Origin of the sequence: Mitsuokella sp. AF21-1AC (assembly GCF_003458855.1) — a bacterium.
Lineage (GTDB): Bacteria > Bacillota > Negativicutes > Selenomonadales > Selenomonadaceae > Mitsuokella.
The window spans coordinates 26,513-48,015 of sequence record NZ_QRVW01000008.1 but is presented as its reverse complement, the minus strand read 5'-3'; the positions used below and the strand labels follow the sequence as shown (position 1 = coordinate 48,015).

Here is a 21,503-nt window from a genome sequence, read left to right as displayed (position 1 = left end):
AACCGCAGACGAAGGATTCCCCCGCCTGCGGTATCTGCACCTGTCTTATTTCTCGTAACCGTTCGGATGCTTCTGATGCCAGGTCCAGGCCGTGCCGATGACCTGCTCGACATTCGTGTACTGTGGCTTCCAGCCGAGGATCTTCCTGGCCTTCTCGGAAGACGCGATGAGCTGGGCCGGGTCACCTGCGCGGCGTGCACCCATCTCGACCTTGATGTCCTTGCCCGTGGCCTTCTTGGCTGCCTCGATCATTTCCTTGACCGAGAAGCCCTTGCCGTTGCCGAGATTGAAGATATTACTCTCGCCGCCCTTGCGCAGGTACTCGAGTGCCAGTACATGAGCGTCGGCCAGATCGATGACGTGGATGTAGTCGCGCACGCACGTGCCGTCCGGCGTCGGATAATCATCGCCGAAGATCGTGATGTGGTCGCGCTTGCCGAGCGGGACCTGCAGGATCAGCGGGATCAGGTGCGTTTCCGGATGATGGTCTTCACCGATGGAGCCGTCATCGATGGCACCGGCTGCATTGAAGTAACGCAGCGATACGTAGCGGATGCCATTGGCGCGGCTGACCCACTTCATCATCTTCTCCATCGTGCGCTTCGATTCACCGTACGGGTTCGTCGGGTTCGTCTCATCATCTTCCATGATGGGTACGCGCTTCGGCTCACCATAGACGGCAGCCGTCGAGGAAAAGACGATCTTATCGACATGATGGCGCACCATGGCTTCAAGCAGCACCTGCATGCCATACACATTGTTGTTGAAGTACTTCAGCGGCTTCTCAACGCTTTCGCCGACGAGGGAATTGGCAGCGAAGTGAATGACGGCCTCAATCTTGTTTTCCGTGAAGATCTTGTCGAGCACATCCTTATCGCGGATGTCGCCTTCATAGAACTTGGCCTGCGGGTTGAGGGCATCGCGATGACCCGTCTGCAGGTTATCGACGATGACGACATCCTCCCCCTTCTTTACCAGCTGATGTACTGCGTGCGAACCAATGTAACCGGCGCCGCCACAAACAAGAATAGACATGGCTATGCTTCCTTTCTCTTATATCCAAATTCCAGTATCGACAACACTAAACACTATTATAAGCGAATAAGCAAAATCAGTCAGCAAGGCGGTGCGTGCCGTCTGCAATGCTGGCTACCACGAAGCTCGGTGCATAGCCGATTTTCTTTGTGTAAGCCTCGCCGACATTCTTCTTGAAGGCCTCAATGGCATCATTCTTGACCAGGCTGACCGTCGAGCCGCCGAAGCCGGCCCCCGTCATGCGGGAACCGATGACACCCTCCTGCTGCCAGGCAATCTCAGCCAGTGTATCGAGTTCCTTGCCCGTGACTTCATAGTCATCGCGCAGGGAGAAATGCGATTCATTCATCAGACAGCCGAATTCCTTGACGTCGTCGTTTTCCAGTGCCTTGACGGCAGCCAGCGTGCGGTTGTTCTCATAGACCGCATGGCGGGCACGATGGCGCTCGAGGACTTCCTCGATGTGTCCGGCAATCTGATTGAACTCATCATTGCCGAGTTCGCCGAGGGCCGTGAGGTCCGGCTTGACTTCCTTGAGCTCGTTGAGCGCATGCTCGCACTGTGCGCGGCGCACGTTATACGCACTCGAAGCCAGGCTGTGCGGCTTGTTCGTATTCGTGATGACGATGCTCGCATCCTTGAGGGCAATCTTGCTGTAACGGTACGACAGCGTATTGCAGTCCAAGAGGATGGCACAATCCTTCTTGCCCATGCCGACGGCAAACTGGTCCATGATGCCGCAGTTGACGCCGACGAACTGGTTCTCAGCCTTCTGGGAGAGCTTGACCATCTCAATCATGTCGAGCTTGAAGTCAAATGCTTCATTGAGGATGACCGAGGTCAGGACTTCCAGCGAAGCGGAGGACGAGAGGCCTGCGCCGGCCGGCAGCGTGCCGTAGATCAGGATGTCAAAGCCATGCGTGGCTTTGTGGCCGGCCTTCTCGAAGACGTCGACGACGCCCATCGGGTAGTTGGCCCAGTTCTTCGCTGCATCGTAGGCAAGCCCCGTCATCGGGAATTCGATGATGCCCTTGTCCGCAAGGTTCATGGAATACATTCTCGTCGTCATGTCCTCGCGGTCCGCAACCAGTGCGTACGTACCGAGGGAAATTGCACAGGGGAATACATGGCCTCCGTTATAGTCGGTGTGCTCACCAATCAGGTTGACACGCCCCGGAGAAAAGTAGCTGCGCGTTGCCTTCTCACCGAACTGCTTCGTGAACTCTTTTTTCATCTGCTCTAAGATTTCCATGTTGTAACCCTCCATCGCGTTTTCTTGTGTTTGCCAAGGAACATCCTAGTAAACGTTTTCTTGTTCCCCTTAAAATATGGTGCAAACCCATGGAAGTTCTGATTTGCACCATCTTTTTTCTTGTTGTCTCTAGTTTACCGCGTCTTCGTTGTATTGTCAAGTATTATTGTAAACGTTTTCTAGTTCTTTTTCTATGAAAATCCAGGCGCTTCAGGCGAGGAACGCACGCAGCAGGGCCATGAGGGCTTCCTGATCCTCTGCGCCCATCGTTTCGCGGGCCGAATGCATGGCCAGGATGGGCACGCCGACATCCATCGTGCGCACCGGCACGAGCGCCGAGGCAATGGAGCCAAGCGTCGAACCGCCACGGCTGTCGCTGCGGTTGACAAAGAACTGGCAGGGAATGTCGTGCGAGGCGCAGAGTTCCTTTATGATGGCCACTGCTTCAGCATCGCCGGCGTACGACTGGCTCGCCGCCTGCTTGATGGCAAGGCCGCCGCCGAGGACCGGACGCACGACGGGATCGCTCTTCTCGATGTAGTTCGGGTGCACGGCATGAGCGACATCGACGGATAACAGGAACGCCTCGCCGAGGTCGCGCTGCATCCGTTCCTCATCCAATGACAGGCCGCGATAGATGCGGGACAGGAGTGCCGGCAGCACAAGCGAGCCTGCGCCCTGCTTCGTGCGGCTGCCGACCTCCTCGTTGTCAAACAGCGCCACGAGGCGGATGCCTGCGAACTGCTCCGCTGCGCAGAGACCCTTGAGGCAGGCGAATACCGAGGTCAGGTTGTCAAGGCGCGGAGAAGAGATCATTTCGCCAGCCAGGCCGAGCACCGTCCCCTGCTCGGCCGGATACGTGCTGAGCTCATAGGAGAGGATATCATCTTCGGGGACGCCGAGCTCCAGTGCCAGCCACGACAGGAAGTATCCCGCCGTCAGGCCCTTCTGACGGCCAAAGGCAGCCGCCAAGGGCAGCATGTCCTTCTGCGGATTCAGCGCCCCCTTTTCGTTGACCTCACGGTCCATATGGATGGCGAGACTCGGGATTGTCAGGAGCGGGCGGCCGATATCGACGAGGCGCGTCTCCGGATGGAACGCGTCGAGGCCGCGCAGCACCACCTTGCCTGCCAGCGAAAGCGGACGGTCGAGCCATGAACGCAGGATGAGGCCGCCGTACCGTTCGACATTCAGGAGTCCGTAGCCTTCCTTGAGCATGCCCGCCTGCGGCTTCAGGCGCAGGCAGGGAAAATCCGTATGCGCAGCGGCCATACGCAGCGGACCGTCCTGCCCGCCCACGGCAAATGCCAGCAGCGTAGAGCCGTAAACCGACACGTAATAGCGGCCGCCTCGCGAGAGATGCCAGTCATCCGACCACGACAGTGCCGTAAAGCCGGCGTCTTTCAGAAGCTCCTCGCTACTCTGCACCGTGTGGAACGGCGACGTGCTGTCGGCGATGAAATCCAGGAGATTACGTATTGTCTGTTTCATAGAAGTTTCCTTTCCCGGGCCTCTTGCCCATCAAAAAAGGCCGCCGCATGGCGGCAGCCTGCATCCATTCTTTGTCAAATGCCTTCCGGCGAACCGGCATCGGCAGCCAGCAGGGCAGCGTAGACGTCGCGGCGGCTCATGCCGAGCGTCTTGGCCGTCTGGCGCATGGCCTCCTTCTTGCTGACGCCTTCTGCCATGAGCTGCTGGCAGAGTGCCACGGGGTCCTGCGGCGATTCCTCCGCCTCCGCCAAAGTTTCTGCATCGGCGCCGGCCACCACGATGACGAATTCCCCGCGCGGCTCGTGTTCCTCGTAATATGAGAGGAGCTCAGCCAGGGTGCCGCGGCGGAACTCCTCGAATTTCTTCGTGAGCTCGCGCCCCAGAGCCGCCCGGCGGCCGCCGCCGAGCACGGCAGTCATTTGGCGCAGCGTGTTCTTTAGGTGATGCGGTGCCTCGTAAAAGATCAGCGTGTCACGGTACGAGCAGACCTCCTTGAGAATCTCCTGCTGCTTCTTAGCCGTCTTGGGCAGGAAGCCGACGAAGGTGAACCGCGTCGTATCGAGCCCGGAGCAGATGAGTGCCGAAAGTCCGGCATTGCAGCCCGGAAGCGGCGAGACACGCACGCCCTGCGCAATGGCCAGCGCCGCAAGATGGCTGCCGGGATCGCAGATGCCCGGCAGGCCGGCATCGCTGACACAGAGGAGGTCGTGCCCCTCCAGCAGCCATGCGACGAGCTCCGGTCCCTTTGTCAATTTGTTGTGCTCGTGATAGCTCGTCAGTCGCGTATGGATATCGAAATGCGTCAGGAGCTGGCGCGTATGCCGCGTGTCCTCGGCGGCAATCAGCTCCACCTCCGACATCATGCGCACGGCACGGTACGTCATATCTTCCAGGTTGCCAATGGGTGTCGCACAGAGATACAGCGTCCCCGGCTCATTCCGTTCTTCAGTCATCATAGCGTCAATCTCTTTCTGTCAGTCCGTAAATCTTGCGGATGGCCTCCGTATAGCTGCCATCCTCCTCATGCACGATGAGCGGCGGCAGGACCTTGAGCCCTCCGGGGGCAGCGCCGACCACGGCTTCCACGAGCATCATGTTCGGAGCCTTCCCGGCCTTGGGCTGTACCATCTGCAGCCGCTTGGCCTCCATCTGATGTTCATGCAGTGCGACGAGGATTTCTCCGAGTCGCTCAGGCAGATGGACCATTGCAAAGCGGCCGCCGAATTTCAGCGCGTAGCGGGCCGCCGTCACGACATCGTCGAGCGTCGCCGTGAATTCATGGCGCGCCCGTGCCACGCCCTGAATCCTGTTGGCCTGTCCATGTGCGACGGGCCGGTAAGGAGGATTGGCCAGCACAACATCGAACGTTTCGGCCGGATACATGCCCCGGATGGCCCGATAATCTCCCTCGCGCACCGTGATCTTGTGCTCCAGCTCATTCATCCAGACATTGCGGGACGCAAGCTCGGCCATGACAGGGCTTAGCTCCACGGCTTCCACATGGGTGACTTCATCGGCCATGATGAGCGGGATAACGCCCGTACCCGTGCCGAGTTCCAGGACATACTGGCGCCGGTGAAAGCGCGGGAAATGTGCCAGCAGCACGGCGTCCAGCGAAAAGCAGAACTCCTGTGTGTTCTGGATAATGTGGCGGCCGCTCTTCATGAGGTCGTCGAGGCGCTCATGCGGCTTCAGTTCCGGTTCTCTCATGATTTCTGCTCAGGCTGGCCGCCATTCTCACGCGGCGCGCGCGGTGCACGCGGGCGGCGTTTCTCACGGGAGCGCGTCTGACGCTCCTGTCCCGCACCGCTTTCCTTGCTGGTGTCGCGCGGGCGGCGTGGACGACGGCGGCGCGACGGCGCTTCTCCCTGCCCGTCCTTGCTTTCCCGGGTGTCTCGCGGCTGGCCGTTCCGGCTGCTGCGCGAACGGCGCGACATGCGCTCACGGTCACCGCGCTCCCCGCGGCTGCGCGGCGCGCGGCGTTCCGAGCGGTGTTCTCCCTGCTGCTCAGTCCGTTCTGCTGCCGCAGGCTTCGCCTCTTCGCCGCAGTCCTCATCCTTCTCGATGACATCCTCCCAGGCGGCAACAATGGTCCGGCTGTTGTCCAGAAGGATCGTCGCCGTGCGGCGCTGCTGGTTCAGCGAAATGACCTTGCCCTCGCCGTCGACCGTGACGACACGGCCGCCCTGCTGCGGCGGCTGCACCTTCGGCGTCTTCTTGTGGCACTGGCCGCAATAACAGTCACTCTCGTACTTGAGGCAACACATGAGACGTCCGCAGATGCCCGAGATCTTCGTCGGATTCAGCGACAGATTCTGTTCCTTGGCCATGCGGATGGACACCGGCTCAAAATCGCCGAGGAACGTCGCACAACAGAGCGGGCGGCCGCAGCAGCCAATCCCGCCCATGAGCTTCGCCTCGTCGCGGACACCGATCTGGCGCAGCTCGATGCGCGTGCGGAAGACGGAGGCAAGATCCTTGACGAGATCGCGGAAATCGATGCGGCCATCCGCCGTGAAGTAAAAGATAATCTTATTGAGATCGAACGTGTACTCGACATCGACGAGTTTCATCGGCAGCCCATGTTCCCGAATCTTCTTCTCGCAGATGCCGAAGGCGTCTTTCTCCCGCTGCTTGTTGTCCGCCACGCGCTGCAGATCCTGCTCGTTGGCCACGCGCTGAACAACCTTCAACGGCTGCGTGACCTCTTCTTCCGAAACTTCACGCGGCCCGATGACCGTCAGGCCGCACTCCACGCCGCGGGCCGTTTCGACCACGACGCGCTGCCCCAGCTCAATTTCAAGCTGCCCGGGGCTGAAATAATAAATCTTTCCCGCTTGCTTGAAGCGGACACCGATGATCGTATGCAAAATTTCCTCCTGCTCGTTCAATTACGTATCTGAACCACATCGCGCATGCGGATGTGGAAACCTTCCATCAAGAGACGCAGATTCACATTGCTCTGCAGGCGGTGCTGCGTCTCACGCACCAGGGCCAGCAGAGAAAAGATGACGGGTTCCGGGAACGATGGCAAAAGTGCCAGCAGACGCGCCCGGACATCCTTATGGTAAATGAGGCTGCTGCCGCCATCCTCATACAGCACCAGCATATCGCGCAGCATCATGTTGAGATACAGGAACCATTCCGAAAGCGTCTCGCGGTCAAGCTCGCCCATCTCCTGCGAACGCTTCCAGACTGATGTCATATCCATCTGCGGAAGCTTTGCAAGGAAATCCAGCGCATCATCGCGGCGCGACAGGCCTTCATGCTCATGCAGGGCAATGGCACGCCCGATGCTGCCGTCAGAAAGAGAAGCGAGTTCGTGCGCCTCCTCTGCAGCAATGCCCCGCTGCGCCAGTGCACGCACGATGGCATCTTCCGGCACCGTGCCGAACGAGAGTGGCATGCAGCGCGACAAGATCGTATCGAGCAGGGAACTCCTGGCTCCCGTGACCAGAAGAAACGTCACCGCTCCCTCCGGCTCTTCCAGCGTCTTTAAGAGGCTGTTCTCCGCCGCCTCATTCATGCAGTCCGCATCGTCAATGAGGACGACGCGCTGCTTCGACAGTACGGGATAACGCGATGCCTCGACCTGCATCGAACGGATGGCGTCGATGCGGATGACCGCCGCGCTCTTGCCCGTACGCTCCGGCAGGACCTCCAGATAATCCGGATGCGTGCCAGACGCCATGGCCCGGCAGGACGCACAATGGCCGCAGGGACCGTCCTCCGCCTCACACAGGAGAGCAGCAGCGAGAACATGCCCGAGCTTTTTCTTGCCGACACCATCAGGGCCGGTCAGCAGCACGGCATGCGGCAGCCGATGCTCGCGCAGCATCGTCCGCAGCTGCATCTTCTGCGCCTCGTGCCCCGCGATATCCTCCCAATGCAGTTCCATATGCGCGGCTCCTCTCCATCGTCCTTACGTTCGCACCCACCCGCAAGCGTGCGCATCTCTATAGATTATACCGTCCGCCATGTTTTTTCGCAACAGACTTATTCAGGCGGAACGCGCCTCAGCTCTCACCGGAGGCCGTACGTCCATGCTGCCTCTCACGGACATCGCCGATATACCCGACGGGCAGCAGATGCAGGACGCCGAGGATCTCGCTCATACGCACGGCGACATAAAGATCGAAGCGCACATCAGGATCCGAAAGATCCTTCTCGAGGAGCTGTGCAATCTTATCATAACGGTAGCGCACCGTATTGACATGCACGAACAGCATCTCCGCTGCCGCCTTGTAGTTGAAATTCGTCTCCATCAGGAGCTTCAGGGTAATCAGGAAATCCGCATCGTTCTCGCGATCATAATCCATGATGCGCCCCAGCGTGCGGCGGCAAAACGTCAGCACGGGCTCCATGCCGCCGGCAAACAGCGGCCGCAGCAGGCCGATATCCTGGAAGCATTTGCAGAAGCCCCGCCGGCTTTTCGTCTCACCATAAGCCAGTGCGACCTGCGCCTCCCGGTAAGCCACCTTCATCTCCCTGAGCGGATGGCGGTCACCGACACCAATGGAAAGCGAAATCCCGTAACGTTTTGAAAAGGACTTCTGCCAGCCGATGATGAGCGTCCTCAGACTGGAATCAACCTCTGACGGAGTGAGTTCCACCTGATCGCGCATATCCTGCAGGATCACGATGCCCTTGCCGCGCCAGAACAGCGGATACAGGGACAGATCACGATGCTTGCGTTCAAACTGCATCAGGCTGGCCTTGAAGTCCACCGCTGTGCTGTCAGTGACACTGTCGCCGAGGTCCACGAGCATCACATGGTAATCCTGCGAGGCATCGAGGCGGATATCAAAATCCGTCAGGATATCCTCGATGCGGAACCGCTGGCTCTCAAACGCCTGCGATAAAATGTCATTCGTCTTCTGCTCAACACGGTGCTGCACAGTAATCTCATTGCGCAGGAAATACGTGAGCGCCAGACGGGCAGGCTCTACCCCCTTCATGATTGCGGGGATATCCGCTTCCATCACCCGCCGGACCAGGAGATAGAGATGGGCCGCCGCATCGGGCAGGCTCACCTGCATGACCAGCAGCTGCTGGTCATGGATATAATGAAACTGATCGTCTGCAAAAGAAGGCAGGTGTTTGATGACCTGCCGCAGCTCTTCCCCAGCCGGCTTGCGCTCCGGGTAATATTCCATACCATCGTGCATGATGAAGAGGAGGTGCCGCTTAAGAGCAGTCTCCAAGAACTGACCCAAGGCACCAGCTCCCTGATTGATGGTTTCCTGCAAAAGTTCATACGCCTTCTGCCTCACCATACATCCTCCCTTTTCTTTAGAAAATACTTCCTTTATTATAACACATCAGGCATCATCAGACATTATTTCACTCATAAAGAATATCATTACCATAGAATCAAACAATCGTTTCCAAGAGAACACATAGAAAAAAGCGCAAATCACAGACTATCAAAAGCCCGGATTTACGCTTCTGCCACGCAGCTGCGGCCGTATAAGCAACAAGACAAAGGCGAGGCAGCGTTTGCTGATTCACCCCAGAATTTTTTTCGGCAAATGGCGGTTAAACCAGGCAATGACCCGGTCTGAAGCCGGCGTCAGGAGCATCCAGCTCAGGACCACGCAGCTGATGGAACCGGCTCCCACGACGACATCCGTCAGCCAGTGAGCCCCTGCCATGATGCGCGGCAAAGAGAACACGACCACCACGAGCGCACTCCAGAAAAACGCCTTGCGCCCGAAATACCGCAGCATGAAAAACGAAAAGATCATGAGCATCATACCGTGGTCACCCGGAAAACTCGTACTCGACCAGTCCTTGGCCGGCCAGCCTGTCAGTTCGGAGACGCGCAGCACCGAGACGCCCTGCAGGGAGAAGAATTTGGTCGGGCTCGGACGGCTGAAATCCATGGCCATGTCAAACTGCTTCGCAATGACGGCCGTGACCAGCATCGTCAGGCCGATGCAGACCATCCAGCGCTTGCCCGCGCGGTTCTGCCGACGGTAATACTGATAAAAGATGCCCAGCATGAACAGGAACGCCACGGCATCAAACGGACGCAGATTCGTGAAGGCCACCAGATAACGGAATGCCACGCTCTCGCCCAGCAGATGATTGAAATAAAAAAACACACCGGCATCGACCTGATACCAGAATCCCGACTGAGCCGGGATCAGCCAGCTCATAAACAGCAGCGCTCCCAATATCGTCAGGGCAAACACCGCAATCCATCGTTTTGTAGACAACGCACTCTTCCTTTCCTTGCACAGACAGAAAACGCAGTACCGTTCTCCACCCATGAACCTTTAGACGCTTTATTATAACACGTATCTCTTAGAAAAGAAAAAGGCGCGCCAATTACATGCCGTCACTTGAGGCCTGTTGGCACGGAGGGGCTGCCTGTGCAAAAGCGGAGCGTTCGTCAGACTGCGTAAAGAATGAATTTTTTTCCATCTGGAATCCTGTCAAAGAGCGTCGTTCAAGCGAAGCGCGTTTAGCTCCTTTGGCAGGCTGAATTGAAAGGAAAAAAATTCATTTAGCAGGATGACGCCGTGAAGCGTTGCACGGGCAGCCCGCCTTTGCTGCGTTCTCCCTGTCTTCCTTCACAAAGCAACAAGCCGCAATACAATGTTTCAGTGCGCTGCCTTGCGCTTTTCCCGCATGTAGCGCAGCACGGACAGTCCCGCCACAGCGCCCTCATGTACGGCCTTGGCCACCTGCAGCAAACCGCCCGTGCAGTCACCTGCCGCAAACAGCCCCGGCACATTCGTCGCCTGCGCTGCATCAACCTTCACATTCGCGCCGTCGAGCATTGCCCCGATCTTGCGCGCCAGCTCCGAGCTGCCCGCCGTACCGATGGCGAGGAAAAGCCCCTGCAGAGCCACCTGCTGCCCGCCAGCCAGCACCACGCGGCTCACGCGGTCCTCGCCCTCCACGGCCAGCAGCTTTTCCGTGCGCACCTCAACACCAGCCGGCACTTCAGGCGGCACCTCTCCATTCGTCAGCAGCAGGACATGCTTGGCATGCGGCAGCAGGATCTGTGCTTCATGCAGGGCATAATCGCCAGCCCCCACGACCGCAACCGTCTTGCCGCGATAAAAGAACGCATCGCAAATGGCACAGTAACTGACGCCTTTGCCCTCAAATTCCTTGAGGCCCGGCACCGGCAGCGTCCGGCGCGCAGCACCGGCGGCCAGCACCACGGCCGGCGCCTCAACGGCATCAGCGGCCAGTTCACCGCGGAACCCGTCAAACGTATCATTGAATGAAAGACCCAAAAGTTCCCCCGTCACGAAATGCACTCCGAGGCGGCGCGCACCTTCTGCCCCGCGGCGCAGGAGCTCGCGGCCGGAGATGGGTTCAGGGAAGCCGTAATAATTCTCGATTTTTTCCGCCTGAGAAAGGCCTCCCGTCTCAATGCCCTTTGTCACGATCGTCACATCCAGCCCGCCGCGGCGCGCATAAAGAGCAGCCGACACGCCCGCAGGGCCGGCACCAATAATGAGCACATCCGTTTTCATCCAAAATCCCTCCATCATTCAGCCCGACTCAATTTCTCTCATTCTAACCGCCCCTCTTCCAAGCGTCCGTGAGCCAGTCACAAAACGGGGCATCAGGCCCTGATAGCCCAGCGCAGCTTCGTCGAACGGGCACGGCTGTTCTCATAACATTCCTCGCGGCTCGGCCGGATGACCCCGTCCGAGATGTCCCGATAGATTCCCTGCTGATGAAAGGCCTTGAACGCCTTCTTGACAATGCGGTCCTCGCCTGAATGGAACGTCAGAATGGCGGCCCGTCCGCCCGGCTTCAGAGCATCCGGCAGCTTCGCCATGAAATCATAGAGCACCTCATACTCGTGATTGACGTCAATGCGCAGCGCCTGGAACACGCGGGCACTGCTCTTGCGGATCAGCTCCTTGCGGTCGGGCAGTTTTCCTTCCTCTGTGCGCGGCAGCCTGACTTTCTCCAAGGCCCGCTCAATCGCCTCATGCAGCTGCCGCGTCGTGCGGATGGCTGCACCGCGCTTCTCATCCTTGAGAATCTGCCGTGCAATCTCTTCGGCATAAGGTTCATCGGCATTTTCACGCAGCATGCCGATGAGTTCATCGCGGTCCATCTGTGCGAGGCGGTCAGCAGCCGAAATGCCTGCCTCCGGATTCAGGCGCAGGTCAAGCGGACCATCCGCACGATACGTAAAGCCGCGCTCCGGATTGTCGATCTGCATGGACGAGACGCCGAGATCGGCGAGAATAAAGTCAAACGGCCCCACCTCCTCCACGAGCTTGTCAATCTCACAGAAATTCATCCGGCGCAGGCTCCACTGTGCGTCCGTATATCCCTTGGCGCGGATGCGCGCCTCCGTCTTGCGCGATTCAATCGGATCGACATCGCCGCCGTAGAGATGACCTTCCCCCTTGAGCTCCTGCAGCATGGCCATGGTATGGCCGCCGTAACCCAGCGTGGCATCGAAGCCCTGCTCGCCCGGCTGGATGGCCAGCACGTCAAGGATCTCCCGGACCATGATGGGGATATGCGTGCCCGCCGGCGTATTGCCCTTGGCCCGCACATGCGCAATCTCCTCTCCGTAACGCTCCGGATTGAGTTCCTTGTATTTCTCCGCAAAATGGCGCGGATAGCGGCCGCTGTAATGGATGCGGCGCTTGTGGGCCTTTGGTGCCGCCTCGTCTGCCATCATGTCGCTGTCCTGTTTCTTTTGATCCTTATCTTCTCTATTTCCCATGATAAATCCCTTCTGGTACACATCTAAATGGGTTGCTTCTTAGTTATATTCAGTATAGCAATCCCGCCGGATCCCTGTCAAAACGCACGCGGCTGAAACACAAACAGAAAAATTAGAGCTTGACAAGAAAGACCCGCCCCGCTATAATGTGTACAAACATATTAATCATATATGCATTCATATATTTCTTAGTAAGCATAGTTGGAAAGAAGGTATCTTATGTCAAACGATCTCAAGAATAACGACGTGGATCGCGCACGTACAGAAGCCCTGAAGAAGAATCAGGGCGGCCAGCTCAAGCAGATGGCCCTCTGGTTCGGCGCACTCGTCATCGGTGCCATCCTCGGCTGGCTGCAGATCCCGGCCCTCAACGACCTCTTCAATTTCGTCGCCACGGTCTTCACGCGTCTCTTCCAGTTCATCGCCGTGCCGACCATCGCCCTGGCCGTCATCACGACGCTCTCGGCTCTCGGTGCCAAGAAGGACACAGGCCGCATCTTCGCGCATGCCGTGACCTACACGCTGCTGACGACGATTTCCGCCGCTGCCATCGGCCTCATCCTCTACCTCTGGATTGCGCCCGGCAATCTGCCGGCCGACATTATCGGCGCCGGTGCCTCCGACGTCCCGATGCAGAAGCTCGGTTCCCTTTCCTATTATGATCATTTCCTCTCGGTCATCCCGAACAACATGCTGCAGCCGTTCCTCTCGGGCAATGTGCTCTCCGTCATGCTGATTGCCGCGGCCGTCGGCCTGGCGCTCGCCTTCATGCCGAAGACGGAAAACCGCGCCGTGCTCCTCAAGGGCATCCAGGGCCTCCAGGAACTCTTGTTCACGCTGATCCGCGCGCTGCTCTGGGCTCTGCCGGCCGGCATCCTGGCCTTTGCCGCTCAGCTCTCCTCGCAGATTGAAGCCGGTGTCATCGTCGGCGCACTCGGCAAGTACACGCTCGTCGTACTCGGCGGCAACTTCATCCAGTTCTTCCTGGTCATCCCGCTCTTCCTGCTCGCTCGCGGCCTCAATCCGCTCTACGTATTCCGCAAGATGGCGCCGGCCATCGCCGTGGCCCTCTTCACCAAGAGCTCGGCCGGCACGCTGCCCGTGACGCTGGCATCGGCGGAAGCCCGCCTCAAAGTCAACCCGCGCGTCTCGCGCTTCGTGCTGCCGATCTGCACAACGATCAACATGAACGGCTGCGCCGCCTTCATCCTCGTCACGTCACTCTTCGTCATGCAGAATGCCGGCTTCGAGCTCTCGCTCGGCACGATGATCACCTGGCTCTTCGTCGCCGTACTCGCTGCCATCGGCAACGCCGGCGTCCCGATGGGCTGCTACTTCCTGACGCTTTCCCTGATGTCGTCCCTCGGTGCGCCGCTCGGCCTCATGGGCGTCATCCTGCCGATCTACACGATCATCGACATGATCGAGACGGCCGAAAACGTCTGGTCGGATTCCGCCGTCTGCGCGATGACGGACCACGATCTCAAGGGACAGATTGAAGAAACGCCGGTCGAAGCCTGACCGCATCTTCCTGACAGAAAAATATTATCGAAGCATTATCCGAGTTCCGCTTGTGAAAGCGGAACTTTTGTTTTTTCATCAATTATAAAAATCCTCGCTTTTTCTCATTAGGCCTCTTGATTGGCATTATGTCTCCCTCACGAAGACACGCGCAATCCTTTTATCTGTTATCTTATAACAATCTCTAATCTTATTATGATTGACACTTATCCAATTAGAAATTACAATATACCATGGTTTATGTTCTCCTCTAGGAGACAGAACGTATATTTTATCCAACTTCAGGAAGGATTGATTTCATGTCGGATAAGCAACGTGCGGCCGAATCGTACGAGCCGCCCATGTCACCCCACAAGGATTACGTCGAGATCAACGCGTATGTCATCGGCTGGGGCCTGTTCTTCGCCGCGCTCTTCGCGCTGGCAGTCGGGTACCTCTGCCTCAAGATTGGCCAGACGGTCGATGCCTTCGCCCCCGTCTCCGTGCTGGCCATGGGCATGGCTGTCATGTTCCACCGCAAGAACGCATTCCCCGAAACCGTTCATATCCAGGCCATCGCCAGTGCCGGTACGAATATCATCGGCGGCGTCATGTTCATCCTGCCGGCTCTGTTCATCCTGCACGTCAACGGCATCTCGTTCCTGCAGATGGCCACACCGATCGTGCTCGGCGGCGTGCTCGGCGTACTGCTGGCGACCACGTTCCGCCGCTATTTCTGCGAGGAGATGGACGCTGTCTATCCATTCCCCTCAGGCCGTGCTGCAGCGGAGGTCCTCGTCTGCAACGAGGGCTCCAAGGCCCGCACGATGATCTTAAGCGGCCTGGTTGCCATGGTCTACGACTTCGTACTCAATACGCTCGGCTGGTGGCAGGAGGTCCTGTCGACGATGACGTTCTCTTGGGGACAGGCCCTGGCTGACAAGTACAAGCTCATCTTCAGCCTTGACAATGACGCCGCACTGCTCGGCATTGGCTACTTCACGGGTCTGCGTTACGCCTTGATCATCGCCGCCGGCTCCTTCTTCTCCTGGTTCGTCTGCATCCCGGTCGTCTACTACCTGGGCGGTGAGCACGTCATGACGGTCGGCGGTCAGGCGATACTGCTCGCTGATGCGCCGATCATGGCCGTCTTCTCCCAGTACGTCCGCCACATCGGCATCGGCATGCTGGCCATGGCCGGCATCATCGGCCTGCTCTCGATGTCCGGCGTCGTCGTGCGCGTCGTGAAGCGCGCCCTGCACGACCTCTTCACCTCAGGCCCTGCCTCCACGGATAACCTGCTGCGCACGCAGAAGGATATCCCGATGACGCAGATCGTCATCGGCACCTTCCTCATGGTCATCCTTTTCACGCTGTTCTTCCACTTCAACTGCTCGGAGAGCCTCGTGCAGACGGGTGTAGCCTTCTGCATCATCCTGCTCTTCTCGCTGCTGCTCTCCGTCGTCGGCATCAGCTCCATCGCCTTCACGGGCAATGAGCCGGTTTCCGGCATGACCATCTTCATGATCCTCGTATCGGCCGTCCTCATGGGCCAGGTCGGCATGCACGGCAATGCCGGCATCGTCGCCATCCTCATGATGGCCGCCTTCCTCTGCGCGACGCTGGCCGTATCCGGCAACTTCATGTCGGAGCTCAAGGTGGCCTATCTCACGGGCGCCACGCCGAAGAAAATGCAGCAGTGGCAGATCGTCTCCATCATCCTCACGAGTTTCGTATCCGTCGGCGTCCTGTTCCTGCTGAACCATGCCTACGGCTTCACGGGCGAAGGCGCACTCTCCGCCCCACAGGCCAACGCCATGGCCGCCATCGTCAAACCGATGATGGACGGCGGCGACGCTCCCTGGCCGCTCTATCTGGCCGGCGCGTTCTTCGCCGTCCTGCTCTGGATGATGAAAATCCCGCCGCTCGCCTTCGCGCTCGGTACCTACCTGCCCATGGAAATCAACACGCCGGTTCTCGTCGGCGGCCTGATCTCCTACCTCGTCTCGCACAGCAGCAAAGATGAAACGATCAACGCCCTGCGCCTCGGCGAGGGCAACATCGTTGCTTCTGGCTTCGTCGCCGGCGGCGCCATCGGCAGCCTCATCAGCGCCTGCCTGCATATCGCCGGCATTGACTGGTTCATGAAGGCCTGGTCCGAAACGCCGGCTGCCACGTTCCTTGGCATTCTCGCGTACTTCGGCCTTTGCATCATGATCTACGCCGTAGCACGCCGCATCAAAGATGCCAGAGCATCAAACTGAACCATTAAATAAAGTACAAGAAAGGGCGTATGCCCCAGGTCGAAGACCCGGAGCATACGCCCTCTTTACATGCCAGGCCCCATCCTTATCCGGGGTCCTGGGCTGCGCTGATTACAAGCTGCCTTTCATGGCTGCGTTCGTCTGTTCAATGCTCTGATGTGCCTTATCGATGGCAAGGCCAAGCGTGCGCATGATCTTGTCCGGATTGTGGAAGCCCATGCTGTTTTCTGCAGCTACCCAATCCCAGTACCACTGAGCTTCGCGCACGAGCTGGCGCGGCTGAGCAAGCTGCTCGTCCGTAGCGCCGGCATCCATGGCGGCCTTGATCGTCAGATGTGCCTGAGCGACCGTCTGGCCGGCAATGCGCTGCAGTTTGAAGGTGTTGTCGCCAATCGTCTGTACGCGCGCCTTGAGCGTCTCTGCGCTCTCGTCATGGCACTTGAGGCAGGATTCTTCCGGCGTCTTCAGCGGATTCGTCATCCAGTGCGACGTGTATTTCTGGCCGTTCTCACGCATGTATGGCATATGGCAGTCGACGCAGGTCACACCGGCATCGGCATGAACGCTCGTTGCCCACGCCTCGAAGTCCGGATGCTGTGCCTTGAGCATCGGTGCCTTGGAGTCCGCATGGATCCAGTCCTGCGTAAAGCCGCCGGCCTGACCGGACTGATAGAACTGATACTCGGACTCCGCATCGAGTCCGTTGTCAAACGGATGGTTGACGCGGCCGTCTTCCTTCGTGAAGTAGTACTCATTGTGGCATTGTGCGCAGACATACGCGCGCTTGTCGTTATGCGACGCGTTGTTCACGTCAATGCCGCGGCGGGCCATCGAATCGATGAAGCCCTGCTGATAGACGCGGAGTTCCATCGTCTCAGGATCGTGACAGGTCGAGCAGCCGAACCACTGGTCGTCCTCGATTGGGCCCATGGCTTCCTCGATTGGCTTGGATGCATAGTCCCAGCCGCTCTGCTTGTAATAGACATCATACATATACGAGCTCTTGCAGGTGATGCAGTTGCCCTTCTGACCGGGCAGGCGCTTCGTATTCTTGAAATCCTCACCTGCATACGTGTGGCCGCGGTCGTCATCGTACTGGATGGCGAACTTGTAGCCTTTGAAGTTCTCGAGCATCTCCGGCTGTTCCGTCAGATGCGAATTTCCTTCCTGGGCACCGCCGTATCCCGTCGGCGACGGCGAGGTATCATTGTTCTTCATGAACGAGTTGTACTCCAGCGGATAGGCTTCCTTGTAGGCTTCCTTGCCGAGCTGCTTCTCCTGGGGAATCTTGGCGAGCTTGACGCTGTTGTCGTTGGGTGCCGCCGTGATGCGAACCACGACAAAACCGAAGAAGACAACACAGACCGCTGCGATTCCGGCTATGATCTTCTGTAGCTTACTCAACTTTTATCCCCCCTTCGAGATGATTCGAGCCATGTGCGATGCTGCTGTGACACTTGAGGCAGTCGCCGCCGGTATCCATGCTGACACCGACATCGGCATGGACATTGCCCATCGTCGTCTGATGGCAGCGCAGGCAGTTGTCATTAACCGTCTGCCGCCCATCTGCCGATATCTTGATGTTCGCCGGATAGTCGCGGAGCACTTCATGATACGTATCAATCATGCCCGTGCGGCCTTTCTCAAACATGTAGTGCACGACATTGTCGTGCGGCAGGTGGCAGTCCGTGCATTCCAGCGCGCGATGTGAAGACATCGCGAAGGTCGCCGCCTCCTTGTCCATCGCATGGCACGATCCGCAGAACGCCGGCGATCCTGAGAAGGCCATTGCCGCTGAGCCGATGCCGCAGACCGCTACGCCGATGACGAAGCCGCCCGCCAGGCAGGCCAGCGTATGCTTCTGAAATAATTGCTTGAACTCCACTACAGTCTCCCTCCTCTGCTGCCCGATGCATGAGCACTGCCCACGCATGAGATATTTCGCTACTACTTCGCGATCCTGTAGAGCTCCAGATATTCCCTCCTAATCTACCTTGTTTTTTATTATTATATCATTAGCATAAAAAGAAAGGCGTTGCTGACGCAACGCCTTTCAGAATCTTTTCATATTTAATATTTATGAAACAGTGGTCTTATGATTTACCAGAGCCCAATGACATGCCACCAGAGCGAGCCAATGCCGAGCCAGATGACGAGATTGACCGTGACGATGATGAAGCCGAGCTTCCACCAGGTTCCCTGCGGCACGTAACCGGCACCGTAGAGGATTGGCGCTGCACCGCCGCCGTAATGCGTAAGCGGGATCATGATGTTCGAGAGGGCGGCAAAGGAAATCGCGGCGAGGAGCGGCGGCGTGCCGACGGCCACGGCCACGGCGAGGAAGGCCGCGTACATGGCGCCGATATGTGCCGAGACGCTTGCAAACGCATAGTGCGAATAGACGTAGATGAGCACGAGGATGATGAAGGCCATCAGCCAGCTCATGCCTGCACTCTGGATGGCGGCACCGGCCATATCGGCCACCACTTTGATGAAACCGGAGCTCGAGAGTGCACCGGCGAGAGCGATCAGCGCCCCCATCCAGAACATCGTGTTCCAGGCGCCCTTTTCCTGCAGGACATCCTGCCAGGTCAGTACGTTCGTCAGCAGCAGGACCGTGACAGCCAGCATGCCGATACCCGTCGCATTCATATGCGTCAGCGACGACGTGGCCCAGAGTGCCAGCGAACCGACGAAGACGGCCAGCACGATCTTCTCCATCCAGCTCATGGGGCCCATCTTCTCGAGTGCCTCCACAGCCATCTGTTTGGCGTGCGGCATCTCGTGGATCTCGGGCGGATAGAGCTTGTAGAGAAGATACGGCATCAGGAGCAGCGAGATCAGGCCCGGCACGATGGCGGCCATGGCCCAGGCGCTCCAGGTGATCTCGACTCCGATGGTCTTGGCGGCAAGCTCGACAGCCATCGGGTTGCCGGCCATCGCCGTCATGAACATCGCGCAGGTGATGGCATTGGCCTGATACTCAATCTGCATGATGTAGGCGCCGAATTTGCGCGCCGTGCCATCATCAGGCTCCGAGTGAAGTGCCGTCGACAGGCTGCGTATGATCGGGTAGATGATGCCGCCCGCACGGGCCGTGCTCGAAGGCGTGGCCGGCGAGATAACAAAATCCGAGAGCGTGATGGCATAGCCGAGCGTCAGACTCGATTTGCCGATGGCCTTGATGATGAGATACGCGATGCGGCTGCCGAGCCCGCTTTTGATAAAAGCCCTGGCCAGCAGGAACGCGCAGACAATGAGCCAAATCGTACTGTTGCCGTAGCCGGAGATCGCAACCTTGACGCTGACGACACCCAGCAGCGCGGCCACCGATACACCGATGAAGGCGACAGCGCCGATTGGCAGCGGCTGCAGGATAAACCCTGCGATGGTCGCCGCAAAGACGGCGAACAGATGCCAGGCAATCGGCGTAATCGCATCAGGATGCGGCAGAAACCAGATCACTGCACCGAGCAGGATGACGCCAGCCAGCTTTTTCTTTTGACTTGCATCCATTTTCATTCACCTCTTGTAAGTGCTCAGGCCTCTGCATAAGCAGCGTACTTGGCGAGTACGCGATCGCAGAATACCGGTGCAAGGCCGAGGTAGTTGTGCGGATCGAGCATGTAGTCGATTTCTTCTTCCGTGAAGGCGTCCTCGACTTCCTTCGTCTTCATGAGCACGTCCTTGAGCGGAATTTCCTTCTCATAGGCTTCCATGCAGGCATTATAGACAATGTGATGCGACGTCAGGCGGCCGAGCTTGCGGGCCAGATGCATCATGACGCACTCGCTCATCATGAGGCCCTTCTGGACGAAGAGGTTGCGCTCCATATGTTTTTCGTAGACGATGAGGTTCTCGAGGATGTACTTCGTCTTGTGCAGCGCCGTGGCCATGAGCTCGCAGGCGCGCGGGATGGCTTCCCACTCGGAGATGAAGCAGCCCCAGTCGCGCTCATTCTCCGAAACCATGCTCTCGACGACCGTCGGTGCGATGCCGCGGACGTTGCGCAGCAGAGCCAGGACATTCTCGAGCACGGCCGGATTGCGCTTGTGCGGCATCGTGGAGGAACCAACCTTGCCCATGAAGAACGGCTCCTCGAGCTCCAGGATCTCCGTGCGCTGCAGCGTGAAGATTTCATGTGCGATGCGGCCGAGCGTGCCGGCAAGCAGCGCGAGCATGCTGGCAAATTCCGCCTGATTGTCGCGCGCGACATGCCAGGCAATCGTCGGAACCTCGAGGCCCAGGATTTCGAACATGCGCTGCTGCGTCTCAAGGCCCTTCTCCGGCTGCGAAGCGAGCGTGCCGACGGCACCGGCCATCTCGCCGACGAAGACGCGTTTCTTCATGCCCTCGAGGCGCTCGATCTGGCGGCCCAGCTCGTCAGCCCAGACGGCTGCCTTGTAGCCGAACGTGATGGGGATGGCATGGACGACATGCGTGCGGCCGGCTTCCGGCGTATCGCGGTATTTCTTGACGAGCTTGAGGATGGCCTTGAGGCAGGCCTTGGCATCGCGCAGGATAATGTCATAGGCATCGCGCTCCAGGAGAACCATGCCCGTATCGACGATATCCTGGCTCGTCGCACCCCAGTGCACGAACTCACCGGCATGCTCCGGCAGGATCTTCTTGAAGGCATTCAGGAGCGGCACGATCGTGATGGAGCTCTTGTAGCCCTCACCGATGGACGGGATATCGATGAGATCAGCCTTGGCATATTTGACGATGATGTCGGCCTTCTCCTTCGGGATGACGCCGAGCTCACCCTGTGCCTGTGCCAGGGCCGCTTCCGTATCCAGCCATTTCTGTACCCAGGACTTCTCCGAGAAAACCGCATTCATTTCTTCCGTACCGAACAGGAAACCATGGATCTGGCTGTCGATGACCGTTGCTGACATGTTAAAAACCCCTTTCCAAATCGCCAGTCTTCCGCCCGCTTCTTCACGCGGGTCACTGGCTCATGCCTTTCTCTTTATCGGCCCCCTCATGGGGTCCGCTTCAATCTGTTTTTATCGTATCATCAAAGCCATGTTCAAGGGAAATAGGCTCATCTTATCAAAATATAACGCCAAAGGCACAGAAAAGCCTGCTTAAAGCAAAAATCCTTCATGCAGACCGGTATTTTGATAAATATTGAATATTGTTATTTTGTTTGTAAATCATTAAAATTTATCATATAAGTTCTCGTTATGATAAAACCTGAATTTCTTATGAGCCATCAGCAGGGCACCGGCCCGCTGATGCA

The 21,503-nt window shown here is 58.1% G+C and carries 17 protein-coding genes; 2 read left to right on the top strand and 15 right to left on the bottom strand.

Annotation, left to right across the window (positions count from 1 at the left end; translation table 11 throughout):
• Positions 1-45 precede the first annotated feature (45 nt).
• The 11 genes from galE to rsmH form a co-directional block, all read right to left on the bottom strand.
• Positions 46-1,035 carry a UDP-glucose 4-epimerase GalE gene (gene galE, locus DWX75_RS04410; RefSeq protein ID WP_118015127.1) on the bottom strand — a complete coding sequence of 330 codons (990 nt, stop codon included), beginning with the start codon at positions 1,033-1,035 and terminating at the stop codon, positions 46-48.
• A gap of 76 nt (positions 1,036-1,111) precedes the next feature.
• Positions 1,112-2,287 carry a galactokinase gene (locus tag DWX75_RS04405; protein WP_118015126.1) on the bottom strand — a complete coding sequence of 392 codons (1,176 nt, stop codon included), beginning with the start codon at positions 2,285-2,287 and terminating at the stop codon, positions 1,112-1,114.
• Between the two features lie 210 nt (positions 2,288-2,497).
• On the bottom strand, positions 2,498-3,778 hold the full coding sequence (locus tag DWX75_RS04400) for a M18 family aminopeptidase (protein WP_118015125.1): 1,281 nt from the start codon (positions 3,776-3,778) through the stop codon (positions 2,498-2,500).
• A gap of 74 nt (positions 3,779-3,852) precedes the next feature.
• On the bottom strand, positions 3,853-4,731 hold the full coding sequence (gene rsmI / locus DWX75_RS04395) for a 16S rRNA (cytidine(1402)-2'-O)-methyltransferase (protein ID WP_118015165.1): 879 nt from the start codon (positions 4,729-4,731) through the stop codon (positions 3,853-3,855).
• Positions 4,732-4,738: 7 nt separating this feature from the next.
• Positions 4,739-5,488: a tRNA1(Val) (adenine(37)-N6)-methyltransferase gene (locus DWX75_RS04390; RefSeq protein ID WP_118015124.1), complete on the bottom strand. Its 750-nt coding sequence runs from the start codon at positions 5,486-5,488 to the stop codon at positions 4,739-4,741.
• Positions 5,485-6,648 carry a stage 0 sporulation family protein gene (gene ricT, locus DWX75_RS04385; protein WP_118015123.1) on the bottom strand — a complete coding sequence of 388 codons (1,164 nt, stop codon included), beginning with the start codon at positions 6,646-6,648 and terminating at the stop codon, positions 5,485-5,487. Before ricT ends, DWX75_RS04390 begins: the two co-directional genes overlap by 4 nt.
• A gap of 17 nt (positions 6,649-6,665) precedes the next feature.
• Complete coding sequence (holB, locus tag DWX75_RS04380) at positions 6,666-7,676, bottom strand: DNA polymerase III subunit delta' (RefSeq protein WP_118015122.1); 1,011 nt, start codon at positions 7,674-7,676, stop codon at positions 6,666-6,668.
• A 118-nt stretch (positions 7,677-7,794) separates the two neighbouring features.
• A complete protein-coding gene (locus DWX75_RS04375) occupies positions 7,795-9,054 on the bottom strand; it encodes a CdaR family transcriptional regulator (protein ID WP_118015121.1) in 1,260 nt (419 codons plus the stop codon).
• A 231-nt stretch (positions 9,055-9,285) separates the two neighbouring features.
• Entirely contained in the window at positions 9,286-9,999 is a 714-nt protein-coding gene (locus DWX75_RS04370) for a phosphatase PAP2 family protein (protein WP_233519467.1), read from the bottom strand.
• Between the two features lie 387 nt (positions 10,000-10,386).
• The gene (locus DWX75_RS04365; protein WP_118015119.1) at positions 10,387-11,274 is read right to left on the bottom strand and encodes an NAD(P)/FAD-dependent oxidoreductase; all 888 of its coding nucleotides are present in this window, start codon (positions 11,272-11,274) and stop codon (positions 10,387-10,389) included.
• Between the two features lie 92 nt (positions 11,275-11,366).
• Positions 11,367-12,494 (bottom strand): 16S rRNA (cytosine(1402)-N(4))-methyltransferase RsmH, encoded by a 1,128-nt coding sequence (gene rsmH, locus DWX75_RS04360; RefSeq protein WP_199497516.1) that lies wholly within the window; start codon positions 12,492-12,494, stop codon positions 11,367-11,369.
• 219 nt (positions 12,495-12,713) lie between these two features.
• On the opposite strand from rsmH, the gene DWX75_RS04355 reads away from it, so the two are divergent.
• Together DWX75_RS04355 and DWX75_RS04350 are read left to right on the top strand one after the other, a co-directional pair.
• Positions 12,714-14,015 (top strand): dicarboxylate/amino acid:cation symporter, encoded by a 1,302-nt coding sequence (locus tag DWX75_RS04355; protein ID WP_118015118.1) that lies wholly within the window; start codon positions 12,714-12,716, stop codon positions 14,013-14,015.
• Positions 14,016-14,314: 299 nt separating this feature from the next.
• The gene (locus tag DWX75_RS04350; protein ID WP_118015117.1) at positions 14,315-16,258 is read left to right on the top strand and encodes an OPT family oligopeptide transporter; all 1,944 of its coding nucleotides are present in this window, start codon (positions 14,315-14,317) and stop codon (positions 16,256-16,258) included.
• 111 nt (positions 16,259-16,369) lie between these two features.
• Here the strand turns inward: DWX75_RS04350 and DWX75_RS04345 are convergent, their stop codons facing one another.
• The 4 genes from DWX75_RS04345 to purB form a co-directional block, all read right to left on the bottom strand.
• On the bottom strand, positions 16,370-17,662 hold the full coding sequence (locus DWX75_RS04345; RefSeq protein ID WP_118015116.1) for an ammonia-forming cytochrome c nitrite reductase subunit c552: 1,293 nt from the start codon (positions 17,660-17,662) through the stop codon (positions 16,370-16,372).
• Entirely contained in the window at positions 17,655-18,143 is a 489-nt protein-coding gene (locus DWX75_RS04340) for a NapC/NirT family cytochrome c (protein WP_118015115.1), read from the bottom strand. The genes DWX75_RS04345 and DWX75_RS04340 overlap by 8 nt, the downstream gene beginning before the upstream one ends.
• 215 nt (positions 18,144-18,358) lie before the next feature.
• Positions 18,359-19,780, bottom strand: coding sequence for an anion permease (locus tag DWX75_RS04335; RefSeq protein ID WP_118015114.1), 1,422 nt, complete (start codon positions 19,778-19,780; stop codon positions 18,359-18,361).
• Between the two features lie 17 nt (positions 19,781-19,797).
• Positions 19,798-21,156 (bottom strand): adenylosuccinate lyase, encoded by a 1,359-nt coding sequence (gene purB, locus DWX75_RS04330; RefSeq protein ID WP_118015113.1) that lies wholly within the window; start codon positions 21,154-21,156, stop codon positions 19,798-19,800.
• Positions 21,157-21,503 lie beyond the last annotated feature (347 nt).